The 14,815-nt window shown below is 70.4% G+C and carries 10 protein-coding genes; 6 read left to right on the forward strand and 4 right to left on the reverse strand.

Annotation, left to right across the window (positions count from 1 at the left end; all coding sequences use genetic code 11):
- Window positions 1-460: 460 nt before the first annotated feature.
- The 4 genes from OG788_RS19110 to OG788_RS19125 all read right to left on the reverse strand — a co-directional run bounded on the left by OG788_RS19110 (window position 461) and on the right by OG788_RS19125 (window position 6,470).
- Window positions 461-1,822, reverse strand: a complete 1,362-nt coding sequence (locus tag OG788_RS19110) for an acyltransferase family protein (RefSeq protein ID WP_406372279.1) — start codon at window positions 1,820-1,822, stop codon at window positions 461-463.
- A complete protein-coding gene (locus tag OG788_RS19115; protein ID WP_406376787.1) occupies window positions 1,819-4,053 on the reverse strand; it encodes a glycosyltransferase in 2,235 nt (744 codons plus the stop codon). Before OG788_RS19115 ends, OG788_RS19110 begins: the two co-directional genes overlap by 4 nt.
- Window positions 4,050-5,165 carry a hypothetical protein gene (locus tag OG788_RS19120; protein ID WP_406372281.1) on the reverse strand — a complete coding sequence of 372 codons (1,116 nt, stop codon included), beginning with the start codon at window positions 5,163-5,165 and terminating at the stop codon, window positions 4,050-4,052. Before OG788_RS19120 ends, OG788_RS19115 begins: the two co-directional genes overlap by 4 nt.
- Before the next feature lie 312 nt (window positions 5,166-5,477).
- Complete coding sequence (locus tag OG788_RS19125; RefSeq protein ID WP_406372283.1) at window positions 5,478-6,470, reverse strand: LysR family transcriptional regulator; 993 nt, start codon at window positions 6,468-6,470, stop codon at window positions 5,478-5,480.
- A gap of 83 nt (window positions 6,471-6,553) precedes the next feature.
- Here OG788_RS19125 and OG788_RS19130 point away from each other — a divergent pair, with 83 nt between their 5' ends.
- From OG788_RS19130 to OG788_RS19155, 6 genes are all read left to right on the forward strand, one after another.
- A complete protein-coding gene (locus OG788_RS19130; protein WP_406372285.1) occupies window positions 6,554-7,903 on the forward strand; it encodes an MFS transporter in 1,350 nt (449 codons plus the stop codon).
- 548 nt (window positions 7,904-8,451) lie between these two features.
- Window positions 8,452-9,747 carry an extracellular solute-binding protein gene (locus OG788_RS19135; protein WP_406372287.1) on the forward strand — a complete coding sequence of 432 codons (1,296 nt, stop codon included), beginning with the start codon at window positions 8,452-8,454 and terminating at the stop codon, window positions 9,745-9,747.
- Entirely contained in the window at window positions 9,744-10,712 is a 969-nt protein-coding gene (locus tag OG788_RS19140; RefSeq protein ID WP_406372289.1) for a carbohydrate ABC transporter permease, read from the forward strand. The genes OG788_RS19135 and OG788_RS19140 overlap by 4 nt, the downstream gene beginning before the upstream one ends.
- A complete protein-coding gene (locus OG788_RS19145) occupies window positions 10,709-11,530 on the forward strand; it encodes a carbohydrate ABC transporter permease (protein WP_406372291.1) in 822 nt (273 codons plus the stop codon). Before OG788_RS19140 ends, OG788_RS19145 begins: the two co-directional genes overlap by 4 nt.
- A gap of 12 nt (window positions 11,531-11,542) precedes the next feature.
- The gene (gene yicI / locus OG788_RS19150; RefSeq protein WP_406372292.1) at window positions 11,543-13,798 is read left to right on the forward strand and encodes an alpha-xylosidase; all 2,256 of its coding nucleotides are present in this window, start codon (window positions 11,543-11,545) and stop codon (window positions 13,796-13,798) included.
- Window positions 13,798-14,811 (forward strand): LacI family DNA-binding transcriptional regulator, encoded by a 1,014-nt coding sequence (locus OG788_RS19155; protein WP_351549880.1) that lies wholly within the window; start codon window positions 13,798-13,800, stop codon window positions 14,809-14,811. The genes yicI and OG788_RS19155 overlap by 1 nt, the downstream gene beginning before the upstream one ends.
- Window positions 14,812-14,815: the final 4 nt, after the last annotated feature.

The following is a 14,815-nucleotide window of genomic DNA, read 5'->3' on the forward strand; positions in this document are numbered from 1 at the left end:
CGGACTCCTGTGCGGCGTGGGGTGCGGGAGGGCAGCGACACGCTATCGGGGGCCCGTGGGACGACACCAGTGCGAACGGCGCCGAGCGGGGAACAGGAGTTGGACATAGCGGTTCATAGGGCGACCAACTGGTCGGCCAGAACCTTCGATTGAGTGATCCTACGGGTGGGACGCGTCACCGAGTTGGCCACCGCAAAGCCCCGCGGTCGGGTTGGACGGAACCGGGGAACTGCGCGTCCTGACGGAACCACGCATCCTGACGGGAAGACGTCACCGTCGCCAGGGCCCCGCCGAGGGGGCCCGGCCGAGAGGGCCCGGCCGAGGGCCGTCACGTGCTCACCCCGCCCCGACAGAAACCGTCGAGCAGGTAGGTGACCGGCCGGGGGCGGTCACCTGCTCGACAGCCCCCGGCGGAAGCTCGTTGCTCAGCCCCGTTGCTCAGCCCCGCTGAGCACGTTGCTCAGCCCCGTCGCCCAGCCCGACGCCCCCGCGTCGGGCGTCCCTCGGGCTTGCGGCCGCGGGAGCCGTTCGGCCAGAGCCGTGGGCTTCGCTTCGCCGCGATGTCCTCGATCCAGCCGAGGGCCAGGATGGTCAGGCCGATCAACGGCCACACCAGGACGAACATCCACAGCATGTACGTCGTGTCGAGGGCCGCCACCGCGCGGTCGTCCTGCATGAAGGGGAGGTTGTAGAGCTGGTCGAGGATCGGGACCGTGGCCATGATGAGCATGTTGTGCCACAGATAGATCGTCACCGCGCGGTTGTTGGACAGCGTCACCAGCTTGTCCCACTTGGCCAGGCGGCCCGGCAGTTGCTGCCAGGACGGGCTGTACACGAGCAGGATCACCACGAACCCGAAGGACCACATGGCGTCGGCGAGCGGGATGTCGTTCAGGTCCCAGCCGTCGGGGCCCAGATGACCCGAGGCCCACCACAGGGCGAAGGCCATCATCAGGGCCGAGCACGAGATGGCGATGTAGCGCGGGATCTTCGTCAGCATCCCCTCGTGGTGCGCGAAGCCCAGGACCCAGCAGCCACCGAAGACGGCGAAGTCGGTGATGGCGTTGCCCAGTTCGCCGGGGATGGTGACGATCCCGGTGCCGACCACCGCCGTGAGGGCCAGCGGAGCCAGCAGCGTCGCCCACGGCACGCGGCGGAACGCCCACAGCAGGAGCGGGGACGCGACGACGAACCACAGGTAGGCGCGCAGGTACCAGAGCACGCCCGCGCTCTGGACCGCCCAGGTGTCCTCCAGCAGGCCCGACTCGGAGCCGATCTTCCAGGGGAACGGCGGGGCGCCGACCGGGACGATGTAGTTGAGCAGGTCGACCAGGCCCCAAGTACCGCCGTGGTCGGGGTCGTTCACGGGGTTCCAGCCGCCCGCGAACATCAGGGCCAGCGCCACCGCGCTGAAGGCCCAGAGCGGGGGCAGCAGACGTCGCACGCGGCCCCTGATCACACCCCACGCCGGACGCTTCAGCGAGCGGGCCATCAGCGAGCCCGCAAGCGCGAACATCACGCCCATGGAGGGGAAGAGGACCGTCAGCCAAGCCCAGCCGAACAGGTGGTACACGACCACGCGGACCAGGGCTATGGAGCGGAGCAGGTCCAGATAGCGGTCACGGCCGGGTCGGCGCGGAGCCGGCTTCTGTTCCGGCTCCGGCACGTGGCCCGACTCCGGTTCCGGCTCCGGCCTCCGGCCCGGCTCCGGCTGCGAGGGCAGCCACGGCTGCGACTCTGCTCCCGGATACGGATGCGGGACCGCGGCCCTCGGGGTGCCCAGCGGCGGAGTCGCCCCCACCGGGTACTCGTGCGTGGTCATCCGACCGGCCTCCGTTCGTTCCCGCTCTGTGACGCCCGCTGCCGCGGGACCGATCCCGGCGCCTCCACCACGCCGGTGCGGCGCAGCTTCTGCCAGCGCAGCCGGCCGCCGGTGAGGGCGGTGATCCAGGACTGGAGCAGGACGACGTACATCAACTGCCGGTAGAGGATCTGCTGCAGGGGGAGGGAGATCAGGTGGGTCATGCGTTCTTTGTCCAGGCGGAAGGCGTACGCCGCGCAGACCGCCTGCACGGCGAGGACGCCGAGCCAGGCGATGACCGTCTTCTGGGTCGGGCCGAAGACGAGGCCGTACAGGAGGAAGACGTCGATCAGGGGCGCGAGCAGCGGGGCCAGGACCATGAACAGGGAGACCAGCGGCAGGCCGACCCGGCCGAAGCGGCCCGACGGACCCCGTTCGACCAGGGCTCGGCGGTGCTTCCAGATCGCCTGCATGGTGCCGTACGACCAGCGGTAGCGCTGGGACCAGAGTTGCTGGACGGACTCCGGTGCCTCCGTCCAGGCCCGCGCCTTCTCGGTGTAGACGACGCGCCAGCCGTCACGGTGGAGGGCCATCGTGATGTCGGTGTCCTCGGCGAGCGTGTCGTCGCTCATGCCGCCGACACGCTCCAGGGCGGAGCGGCGGAAGGCTCCCACCGCGCCCGGGATCGTCGGCATGCAGCGCAGGATGTCGTACATGCGACGGTCCAGGTTGAAGCCCATCACGTACTCGATGTGCTGCCAGGCGCCGATGAGCGAGTCGCGGTTGCCGACCTTGGCGTTGCCCGCGACCGCGCCGACCTGCGGGTCGGCGAAGGGCTGGACGAGTTCGCGGACGGTCTCCGGTTCGAAGACGGTGTCGCCGTCCATCATCACGATGATCTCGTGGCTGGCGTTCGCCAGACCCCGGTTGAGGGCCGCGGGCTTGCCGGCGTTGTGCTGGCGCACGACGCGTACGTTCGGCAGGCGCAGGTCCTCGACGATGCGGGCCGTGCCGTCGCTCGATCCGTCGTCGATGACGATGATCTCGATGGGATGCTCGCTGGACATGAGGGAGTGCACCGTGTTCTCGATGCACTTGGCCTCGTTGTACGCCGGGACCAGCACCGACACCGGTTCGGTGATCGGTTTCGGGCCCCAGCGGAAGTCCTTGCGGCGAACCCGGCGGGCGTGCAGGGCGGACAGCAGCAGCATCAGGCCGAAGCGGGTGAAGACCAGCACGCCGATGATCGCGATGCCGACGACCAGGACGTCGGTGGTCTTCTCCGAGGCCTGGACCAGGAAGATCCAGGCCTTGCCCTTCCAGAGGTCGAGGCCGGTCACCGGGGTGTGCGCGCTCGGCGCGTTCAGCGCCTCGGTGAGGTTCTCGAAGTCGTAGCCCTGCTTCTGGAGTTCGGGCACGAACTTGTCGATCGCCTGCACGGTCTGGTGGCGGTCGCCGCCCGAGTCGTGCATCAGGACGATGGCGCCCTTGCCGCCCTTGGGCGTGGCCCGGCGGATGATCTCGTCGACGCCCGGCTTCTGCCAGTCCTCACTGTCGGTGTTGTTGACGACGGTGATGTAGCCGCGGGTGCCGATGTACTGCGTCACCGGCCAGGACTTGTCGTCCATGGCGTCGGCGAAGGAGGAGTACGGGGGGCGGAAGAGGGACGTACGGATGCCCGCCGCGCCCTCCAGCGCCAGCTGGTTCTGCGAGAGCTCCCAGTCGATGCGCTTCTTGGACTGGTACGACAGGTCGGGGTGGTTGAAGGTGTGCAGGCCGACCTCGTGGCCCTCCTTCACCATGCGCTCGACGAGTTCCGGGTAGCGCGAGGCCATGGTGCCGGTGACGAAGAAGACCGCGTGGGCGTGGTGCGCCTTGAGGACGTCCAGGACCTTCGGGGTCCAGGTGGGGTCCGGGCCGTCGTCGAAGGTGAGGACGAGACGGTGGTCCGGGACGCTCAGGCTGGTCGTACGGCCGCTGCGGGTGTCGATGACCGGGCCGCCGTCGAGGATCTTCTCCGGCACCTTGTCGGTGGCCGCCTCGGGCTGGATGCGGTGGTCGGCGAGGATCTCGCTGTGCACGTAGCCGCGCAGCATCAGCATCGCCATCAGCGCGACCAGGATGAGCGTGGGCAGCAGGAAGCGCATGGGCAGACGTCGGCGCCGGGCGTTGCGGTCCTGCTTCGGGGTGGTGCGGGAGTCGCGGCCCGGTGCGCTGGGCGCAGGACCGTGACGACTGGTGCGGGACATCAGAGGAGGTTCTCCGGGGACGGGAGGGAGAGGGAGTACGTGGAGCCGAGGGCGCCTGACTGCGCGGACTCCCCGGGGACCTGGGCGACGGGTGCCACCACGACGGAGAAGGCCACCGCTTCGGTGCCCGCCCCGGTTCCGGCGGAATCGCCGGTGCCCGCGGTCTCCGTGGGGTCGGCCGTGGCGCCGGGGGTGGTGGCGGTGGCGGTGTCCGTGGGCGGGTCGACCACCGGGTTGCTCGGACCGGGGTCCGGGTCCTTGGTGGTGGCGCCGGGCTTCGGCTTCTTCGTCGTCGACGTGGTCGGCTTGGGGTCGCTGGACGCGCCCGGCGAGGCGGCCTTGTCCGAGGCGCCGGGTGCGGGGGTCGACCCGGGCGAGGGCGTCGTGCCGTCACTGGCCGTCGCCACGGCGCCGGGCGCGGTGGCGTTGCCGGTGCCGGACGGGTCCACCGACTGAGAGGGCAGCGGCGAGGTGTCGACCTGGCCGGCGGGCTGGTCCTTCTCCTGGCCCGGGACCGGGAGCCAGGGCGCGTTGGAGTTGCCGGACAGGAGCGTGGCGACGATCACGACGGCGTAGACCGCGCAGGCCACGGCGACGAGCATGCCGAGCCGGCGGAAGCGGCGGCTGCGGCGGCCTGACTCGTCGACGAAGACGGGGCCGTCCGAGGCCTCCTGGGTCGTCGGGGCGCCCTTGGCCTGCTGGACCAGCCAGTCGTCGAGCCGGCGGCCCGCGCCGTCGAGCTGGACCGTGACCTCGTGCGGGTCGTGGGTGTGCTCCGGGTCCTCGGGGCGCTCCCAGGAAGGCAGGGGGCCGTCGAGGTCCGGCACGGGTCCGGAGAGCAGCTCGGTCTCCGGGCCGTCGTCGAAGAAGGGCCGCGTCTCCGCCGTACGGGCGGCGAGGGCGGGCCCGGCGTCCGTCGGGCCGGTGGAGGTGAACCACGCCGCGGGCGCGTGGCCGGAGGGCGATCCTGCCTCGGATGCGCGGCCGGAGAACGCGTCGTCCTCCGTCACGAGACCGGCGAGCAGCTCGGTCTCCGGCTCCGGGGTTCGCTCGGAACGTCCGCCGGTTGCTCGCTCGGCGCGTTCCCCACGGTCAGGACTGATGCCAACTCCCATATTCGGCCACGAAGCCGTTTCACCGCCGGCCTTCGGCCAGGCGATCGACTCCCCGGCTTCCAGCCCAGGTGACGGATCGATCAGCCGCCCGTCCGGCGGAGCGACATCTTGTCGAGCCGGTTGGGCGTCTTTCCGCCAGTTTTCAACGCGCACGTGCTTCCCCCCACGGGACAGTTCAGGGTGCGCGACGACTCCGGGCAAATACTCACCATGCCGTCCGGATCGAGCCCCCACTCGACCCGAGCGCCCCCAATATCACACTGTGCCCGGACGAAGAATGTAGCGCACGTGTGGGACTCGTGTGGTTACGTCTCATGTACAGCTCATCAAAACGAGTGCATCGGTGGCCGGAATCCACCCTTCCTCCGGGCTGAGAAGCCACTCTTCCTCGGTTGCGAGTTCGACGGCTGCTCGCCCGAGCGCATCGATCCCCGGGTGCACAAGTCCCTTTCGCCACACCAGTGACACGGGTGACAGGGGAACGGGGTCGACGAGCGGCTTCGTCACCGATCCGGGCATGGCCGGAAACTCCACCACGGCGAGGACGGGCGTCCGCTTCTTCGCCATGATCCGCTGGAATTCCTCGGCTCCGAGAGCCACCGGCGCGGGTGAAGCGAGCGTGATCCCTCTTCCCTCGAACAGGTGACGCGCCAGGTCGGTCCACTCCAGCGTCCGGGGGTTTCCCGCTCCGGCGTACACCGTCTCGCCCGCGAGCGCGGCCAGCGGCACCACGTCCAGGGTGGCGAGGTGGTGGTCCTCGGGCAGGACGACGGCCATCGGCTCGTAGCGCACGATCCGCTGCTCCAGCCGGGCCCGTACGGCCGGGTCGAGTCCCGCGAACCGGCCGAACGACGCGTCCAGGCGTCCGGCGAGCAGCTCCGCCGCCGCGCCGGTGAGCCCCGTCTCGTAGCGGGCCATCAGTTCACTGCCGGGGGCGAGCTCGCGGGCCCGGTCGAGGACGCGGCTGGAGACCAGGCCGGGCGTATTGACATCGACGAGCAGCGGCCGCTCCTCGCCGCCCCGCCCCGCGAAGGCGTCGAGCAGCGCGTCGTGCGCCTCCAGCACACGGCGCGCGTACGGCAGCAGCCGCTCGGCGTCCACCGTCGGCGTCACCTGCCGGGTCGTCCGCACGAACAGGTCCGCCCCGAGCTCACGCTCCAGCCGGCGGATGTCGCGGCTCAGGGACTGCTGGGCGACGTACAGCCGGGCGGCGGCGCGCGTGAAGTGCAGCTCCTCGGCGACGGCGAGGAACGCGCGCAGGAGACGGGGGTCCACATGACCGGGGAGGGGGCGTTGACCAGGCATCACGTGAACCTACAACCCAGGTGCGTCAATCGCGACGGAGTAAGTGTTGGACCGCTCCCGCGGTGCCGGGCGACGGTTCACCCATGTCGCCGCTCACCCCGTACCGCCGCCTCTTCGCGCTGCCCGGCACCCGTGCCTTCACCCTCGGCAATCTCGTCGCACGGCTGCCCATGGGCATGTTCAGCGTGAGCGCGGTCATCATGATCGCGAGTTCACGGGGCTCGTACGCCCTCGCCGGCGCCGTCACGGCGACCGGTCTGGCGGCGACGGCGGTGGTCGCTCCCTGGACCGCGCGTCTCGTCGACCGGCACGGGCAGGCCCGAGTGGCCGTGCCCGCCACGGCCTTCGCGCTGCTGGGCGGGATCGGACTGGTGGTGTGCGTGCGTCTCGGCGCGCCCGACTGGACTCTCTTCGCCGCGTACGCCGCCACCGCCACGACCCCCAACACGGGCGGGATGTCCCGCGCGCGCTGGGCCCACCTCCTCAAGGGCGACGCGGCGGCGCTGCACACCGCGAACTCCTTCGAGCAGGCCGCGGACGAGCTGTGCTTCATGCTGGGCCCGGTGCTCGCGGCCCTGCTGTGCGGGACCCTCTCCCCGGAGGCGGGCATGCTGGTGGGGTCCGCCCTGCTGATGACGGGCGTCCTGCTCTTCACCGCGCAGCGTTCGACGGAGCCGCCGCCCCAGCCGCGTACGACGTCCGCCTCGCCCGTGCTCGCGCCCGGGATGCCCCCGCTGCTCCTCTCCTTCCTCGCCACCGGCGCGGTGTTCGGCGCGATGGAGGTGGCGACCATCGCGTTCGCGGACGAGCGGGGGCACAGGGCCGCCGCGGGCGCGGTCCTCGCCCTCCAGGCGGCGGGGTCGTGCGCGGCGGGCCTTCTCTACGGAGCCCTCGCGGGGAGCGGCTCCTCCTCCGGCTCCTCGCACCCCGTGCGGCGGTATGTGTTCTGCGTCGGGGTGATGGCGGTCCTGCTGACACTGCCGCTGCTCGCCGTCCGGCTCACGGGCTCGCTCGTGGTTCTCGCGGGGGCGCTGCTCGTGGCGGGTATGGCGACCGCCCCGACGATGGTCACCGGGATGACGCTGGTCCAGCGGCGCACGCCCGAGGGCCGGCTGAACGAGGGCATGACCCTCGCGGTGACCGGGCTGCTGGGCGGGATAGCCGGGGGTTCGGCGGCCGGCGGGTGGATGGTCGAGCACGTCTCACCGGCCGCGGGATACACGGTGCCGGTCACGGCGGCGGCGGTCGCGTTCGTGATCGCCGCACTGGGCGCGAGGACGGGTGGGAGGGCGCGTGCGGGGGCGCGCACGGGGACCCGTGTGGTGCGCGCGGAGCGACGCCGGGCCCCTGCCCTGCCGGACATGAGCGCGGAACGGGCCGGTGAGGCCGCTGTCCCCACCCCCGCCGCGCAGGGGACGAGGAGCGGCACGTGACCCCGGAACCGGAAGCCCGGCCGCCGCCCCAGCCGGGCAGACACCGCGACATCCACCCGTCGAACACCCCGCCGTCCGACCCGCCGTCCGACCCGCCGGACACCCTGTTGCCCAGCCGTCCAACCACGTCGGACACCCCGCCGGACACCCTGCTGCCCAGCCCCGCGGGACACCGCGCCACCCCGCCCGGCGGACACCCCGCCGTCCTGCCCGCCGTCCCGCCGCCCAGCCCCGCGGGACACCGCGCCACCCCGCCGCCCGACCCCGTGGGACACCCCGCCGTCCGGCCCGCCGGACACCCCGTCGTCCTGACTTGGACCCACCGCTGTCCTGACTTCGGACCCACCGCTGTCCGACCTGTCCTGCCTTTCGGACACCCGCCGTCCGGCCTGTCGAACCCCTGCCCCAATTCCGGCGCTCCCCATTGACGCACCCACAGGCCCCACATACCTTCCCCCGTCGAAGCGCTTCGACGTCACGCATCGAAACGATTCGACGAACGCTGCGTGGCGGTCCCGATACCCATCCAACTCCTCTGGAGGCAGTGGATGTTGACGACACGAAGGCGTGTGGCGGCGACGGTGGCGGTGGCCTTGACGGGCGCCCTGCTGGCGACGTCCTGCGGCGGCTCCGACGGCGGCTCGTCGGACGGCAAAACGCTGAAACTGTGGCACTACGAAGCCCCGAACAGCGCGATGGGGGTGGCCTGGAAGGCGGCCATCAAGGAATTCGAAGCGCAACACCCGGGCGTGCAGGTGAAGTTCGAGGAGAAGGGCTTCGAGCAGATCCAGAAGACGGCGCCCATGGTCCTCAACTCGAACGACGCCCCCGATCTCATGGAGTACAACAAGGGCAACGCGACCGCGGGACTCCTGTCCAAGCAGGGGCTCCTCACCGACCTGACCCCCGAGGTCACCGAGCGCGGCTGGGACAAGAAGATCAGCGGCGGGGTGCGGACCATCAGCCGGTACGACACCAACGGGGTCATGGGCTCCGGCAAGTGGTACGGCGTGCCGGACTACGCCGAGTACACGATGGTCTTCTACAACAAGGACCTCTTCAAGAAGTACGGCATCACCGAACCCGGCACGCTGGGCGAACTCACGGCCGCCATGGACACGTTCGTCGCGAAGGGCATCACCCCGCTCGCCAACGCGGGCGCCGAGTACGTGGCCCAGCAGTACCTCTACCAGCTGGCCCTGTCCAAGGCCGACCGGTCCTGGGTAGACAGCTACGAGCTCTACAAGGGCAGGACCGACTTCCACGACGCGGCCTGGACGTACGCCGCGACCACGTTCGCCGACTGGGTGAAGAAGGGGTACATCGCCAAGAAGTCCAGCGGGCTCAAGGCCGAGGACGCCGGCGTCTCCTTCATCCAGGGCAAGAGCCCGATCCTGTTCTCCGGCAGCTGGTGGTACGGCCGCTTCAAGACGGAGAACACGTTCGACTGGGGCACCTTCCTGTGGCCCGAGAGCGGCCTGACCCTCGGCTCCGGCGGCAATCTCTGGGTCGTCCCCAAGGGCGCGAAGAACAAGGACCTCGCCTACGACTTCATCGACATCACCCTGTCGAAGAAGATCCAGAACCTGCTGGGCAACCAGGGCGGCGTCCCGGTGGCCGCCGATCCCGCGGCCGTCACCGATCCCCAGGCCAAGACATTGATCGCCGACTTCAACGCCCTCTCCGGGAAGGACGGTCTGGCCTTCTACCCCGACTGGCCCGTCGCCGGCTTCTACGACGTCCTCGTCTCGGAGACACAGAAACTGATCACCGGGAGCGAGTCCCCGGACGACTACCTGTCCGCGTTGCAGAAGGCGTACGACAAGGGCGTACCGAAGACATGACGGTCACCGTCGAGCGGGGCGGCCGGGTCGTGCGCGGGCAGCACAGCGACGCGACCCGCCCTCGCCGTCCCCGCACCTCCTACGCCCTCTTCCTGCTCCCCGGGTTCGTCGCCTTCCTCGTGGTCGTCGTCGTCCCCTTCCTGATGAACACCGGTGTGAGCTTCACCGACTGGCAGGGGGTCGGGAGTCCCCACTGGTCGGGTCTGGCCAACTACCGCGAGTTGATGGACGATTCCGAGTTCTGGGCGTCCTTCCGGCACAGCCTGTTCATGGTCGTCGCGATGGCCGTCGTACCGACCGCCCTCGGACTCGTCCTCGCCGCCGCCCTGTTCGACTTCGTCGCCAAGCACTTCGGGACGCGGACCGCGGCCGTGCTCCGCGCCTGCTTCTACCTCCCCCAGGTCCTGCCCATCGCCGTCGCCGGAATCGTGTGGAGCTGGATCCTCGCGCCCGACAACGGATCGCTGAACGAACTGCTCAAGGCCGTCGGCCTCGGTTCCTGGCAGCAGGACTGGCTGGGCGACCCCGACCTCGCGCTCTACAGCGTCATGGGCGTGATGGTGTGGGTGCAGATCGGCTTCCCGCTCGTCGTCTTCATGGCGGGACTGCAACGGGTGGACCCGCAGCTGTACGAGGCCGCCGAGCTGGACGGCGCGGGCTGGTGGCGGCGGTTCCGGCACATCACGCTGCCGCAGATCCGCCCGGAGATCTCGGTGGTCCTCCTGTGGTGCACGATCGCCGCCCTGAAGGTGTTCGGGGCCGTGTACGTCCTGACGAAGGGCGGTCCGGGCGGCGCCACCGACGTGCCGTCCTACTTCTCCTTCACGACCTTCTTCGAGAAGACCCAGGTCGGCTACGGCGCCGCGATCTCCACCGTCCTGACCGTGATCATCCTGGCCCTGGCGCTGATCGGGCTGAGGTTCCAGACCCGCGCCGAGGACGCCGAGGAAGGGGTCCGCGTATGACAGCCCTCCGTCGCTACCCGGTTCTCGTGGCCCTCGTCATCGGCGCCCTGTTCATGGTGCTGCCCTTCGCCGTCGTCGCGGTCAACGCGGTCAAGTCGCCCGCCGAGTACTCCGCGCACGGCCCCCTGAGCCTTCCGCGCGGCCTCTACCTCGACGGTCTCAGGGACTTCTGGCAGCGCGTCGACTTCGGGCAGAAGCTTCTCAACTCGGTCCTGATCTCAGGGTCGGTGGCGGTCGGGGCCGTCGTCCTGTCGGTCCTCAACGCGTACGCCATCGGCATCGGCCGGATCAGGGGCCGCACCTGGGTGCTCGCCTTCTTCGTCCTCGCCAACACGCTGCCGCAGGAGGCGCTGGTCTACCCGGTCTACTACCTGAGCAAGCAGGCCGGCCTCTACGACACCAGGCTCAGCGTGATCATCGTGTTCACGGTGATCCAGGCGGCCTTCGGCACCTATCTCCTCTCCTCCGTCCTCGGGCGGTTCCCGCGCGAGATCATCGAGGCCGCGCGGATCGACGGGGCGAACCAGTGGCAGGTGCTGTGGCGGATCGTCGTCCCGGTGAGCCGCCCCACGATCGGTGTGCTCCTCGTCTTCTTCTTCATCTGGACGTGGAACGAGTTCCTGCTGCCTCTGGTCATGCTGATCTCCAACGACAACCAGACGGTGTCGGTGGCCCTCGGTGTCCTCCAGGGCCAGCGTCTGATGGACGCCACGATGACGAACGCGGCCGCCCTGCTGGGTGTGCTCCCCGCCATCGTCTTCTTCCTGCTCTTCCAGCGGACCCTGACCCGCGGTATCGCCGTCGGCGCAGTCAAGTAGAGGGGGACGACAGTGAAGTTCACGGACGGCTACTGGCTGCTGCGCGAGGGCGTGACCGCGGCCCACCCGGTCGAGGTCCTCGACGTGACCTCGGGTCCCTGCGGCCTGGAGATCCACGCGCCGACGCAGCCCATCCGGCACCGCGGCGACCTGCTGAAGGGACCGGTCGTGACGATCAGCGCCCATGCGCCGATGCCCGACGTCATCGGCGTGACGTTCACCCACTTCCAGGGCGAGGAGCCGCGCGGGCCCCGGTTCGAGCTGCGCGGGGGCGAGTTCACGCCGCTCATGGAGTACGACGACAGCCACGCGACCCTGACCTCCGGGGCCCTGTCCGTCCGCGTCACCCGCACCAGCCCCTGGCACATCGACTTCCTCGCGCACGGCCGCACCCTCACCAGCAGCGGCCCCAAGGGCATGGGCATCATGCGGGACACGACCGGGGCCCACTATCTGCGCGAGCAGCTGAACCTCGGTGTCGGCACGCAGGTCTTCGGCCTCGGCGAGCGCTTCGGACCGCTCGTCAAGAACGGCCAGGTCGTGGACATGTGGAACGCGGACGGCGGCACGGCCACCGAACAGGCCTACAAGAACGTGCCGTTCTATCTGACCGACGCGGGCTACGGCGTCTTCGTCGACCACCCGGGCCGGGTCTCCTTCGAGGTCGGCTCCGAGGCGGTCTCCCGGGTCCAGTTCAGCGCCGAGACCCAGCAGTTGACGTACTACGTCATCCACGGCCCGACCCCGAAGGACATCCTGCGCACGTACACGGCACTCACCGGGCGTCCGGCCCTGCCGCCCGCGTGGTCCTTCGGGCTGTGGTTGTCGACGTCCTTCACCACCTCCTACGACGAGGACACCGTCACCTCCTTCATCGACGGCATGCGGGAGCGTGAACTCCCGCTGTCCGTCTTCCACTTCGACTGCTTCTGGATGCGCGAGTTCAACTGGTGCGACTTCCGGTGGGATCCGCGCGTGTTCCCCGATCCGGAAGGGATGCTGGCGCGGCTGAAGGACAAGGGACTGCGGATCTGTGTCTGGATCAACCCGTACATCGCGCAGCGATCACCGCTGTTCGCCGAGGGGCGGGCCCTCGGGCATCTGCTCAGGCGGCCCGACGGAAGCGTCTGGCAGTGGGACCTGTGGCAGCCGGGCATGGCGCTGGTCGACTTCACCAGCCCGGCCGCCCGCGAGTGGTACGCGTCGAAGCTGGAGGCGCTGCTCGCGCAGGGCGTCGACTGCTTCAAGACGGACTTCGGCGAGCGCGTCCCGGTGGATGTGGCGTACGCCGACGGAGCCGATCCGGAGCGGATGCACAACTACTACACGTACCTCTACAACCAGACCGTGTTCGATGTGCTGCGCAAACACCGGGGGGAGCACGAGGCCGTCGTCTTCGCCCGCTCGGCGACCGCGGGGAGCCAGCAGTTCCCGGTGCACTGGGGCGGCGACTGCGAGGCGACGTACTCGTCGATGGCCGAGTCGCTGCGCGGCGGTCTCAGCCTCGGCATGTCGGGATTCGGGTTCTGGAGCCACGACATCGGCGGCTTCGAGGGGACCCCGACGCCCGCGCTGTTCAAGCGGTGGATCGCCTTCGGACTGCTGTCCTCGCACAGCAGGCTGCACGGCTCCTCCTCGTACCGCGTGCCCTGGCTGTTCGACGAGGAGGCCGTGGACGTCCTGCGGCTGTTCACCCGGCTGAAGCTCGGCCTCATGCCGTATCTGTACGAGGCCGCCCGCTGTGCCCACACGGAGGGCGTGCCGATGATGCGGGCGATGGTCCTGGAGTTCCCGGACGATCCCGGGTGCGCGCATCTGGAACGGCAGTACATGCTCGGCCCGGATCTGCTGGTCGCGCCCGTCTTCAGCGACGACGGGGACGTCTCGTACTACGTGCCCGAGGGCACCTGGACCCCCTACCTCGGCGGGCCGCCGGTCACCGGACCGCGCTGGGTGCGCGAGCGGCACGGTTTCCTGAGCGTGCCGCTGCTCGTACGGCCGGGCGCGGTGATCCCGGTGGGCGCGGTGGACGACCGCCCCGACTACGACCACGCCGACGGCGTCACCCTGCGCGCGTACGGCCTGGAGCGGGGCGCCCGGGTGACGGTCACGGTCGGCGGGGTGACCTTCACCGTCGTGCGCGAGGGGGACACCCTGCGCGCCTCCTGCACCGATCCCTCGGCGCCCTGGGGGCTGGCCGCGGGCGGGCGCGAGGTGCGGGCCCGGGCCGGGACGGGCTTCCTCTCCCTGGAACCGGGGTCCGAGTGATGGTCAAGATCACCGATGTGGCGCGGCACGCCGGGGTCTCCCCGAGCACCGTCTCCTACGCCCTCAGCGGCAAGCGGCCGATCTCCGAGGCGACCCGGCAGCGGGTCGAGGAGAGCATCCGCAGGCTGGGCTACCGCCCGCACGCGGGGGCCAGAGCGCTCGCCAGCAGCCGGTCGAACGTCCTCGCGCTGGTGATCCCGCTGCGGGCGGGCATCCATGTGCCGGTGGTGATGCAGTTCGCGGTGTCGGTGGTGACGGCGGCCCGCCGGCACGACCACGACGTCCTGCTGCTCACGCAGGAGGAGGGCGAGGACGGGCTGCGCCGGGTCGCGGACACCGCGCTGGTGGACGCGCTGATCGTGATGGACGTCCAGCTCCACGATCCCCGGCTGCCGTTGCTGCGCGCGCTGGACCGGCCGTCGGTGCTCATCGGGTTCCCGGCCGCCACTGACGGGCTCACCTGCATCGACCTGGACTTCAAGGCGGCCGGTGAGCTGTGCGTGGAACGGCTCGCGGGGCTCGGGCACCGGGTCGTCGCGCTGGTCGGGTCGCCGCCGGAGGTGTATGTGCGGGGGACGGCGTTCGCGCAGCGCGTGGTGCAGGGGTTCACGGCCGCCGCCGACCGGGGCGGGCTCGCCTCCTCCGTCCACCCCTGCGAGGCCTCGCCCGCCGCCGCGCGCCGGATCGCCGAACGACTTCTGCGCGAACAGCCCGCGTTGACCGGCGTCGTCGTCCACAACGAGCCGGTCCTGGAGCCGCTGATCGATGCCTTCGAGCAGCTCGGCCTGCGGGTTCCGGCCGATCTGTCCGTCACCGCCATCTGCCCGGACGAGCTCGCCGAGGGCCTGCGCGTCCCGGTCACCTCCATCGCCATCCCGTCCGCCGAAGTGGGCGCACGGGCCGTCGAGTTGCTGATGAGCAAGCTGAACGGCACGCCCGCCGCGGAGGCGACCCTGCTCACCCCCCGGATGACCGAGCGCGCCAGCACCGCACCCCGCACGCTGACTTCCTGAGGAG

Origin of the sequence: Streptomyces sp. NBC_00647 (assembly GCF_045207245.1) — a bacterium.
GTDB lineage: Bacteria > Actinomycetota > Actinomycetes > Streptomycetales > Streptomycetaceae > Streptomyces.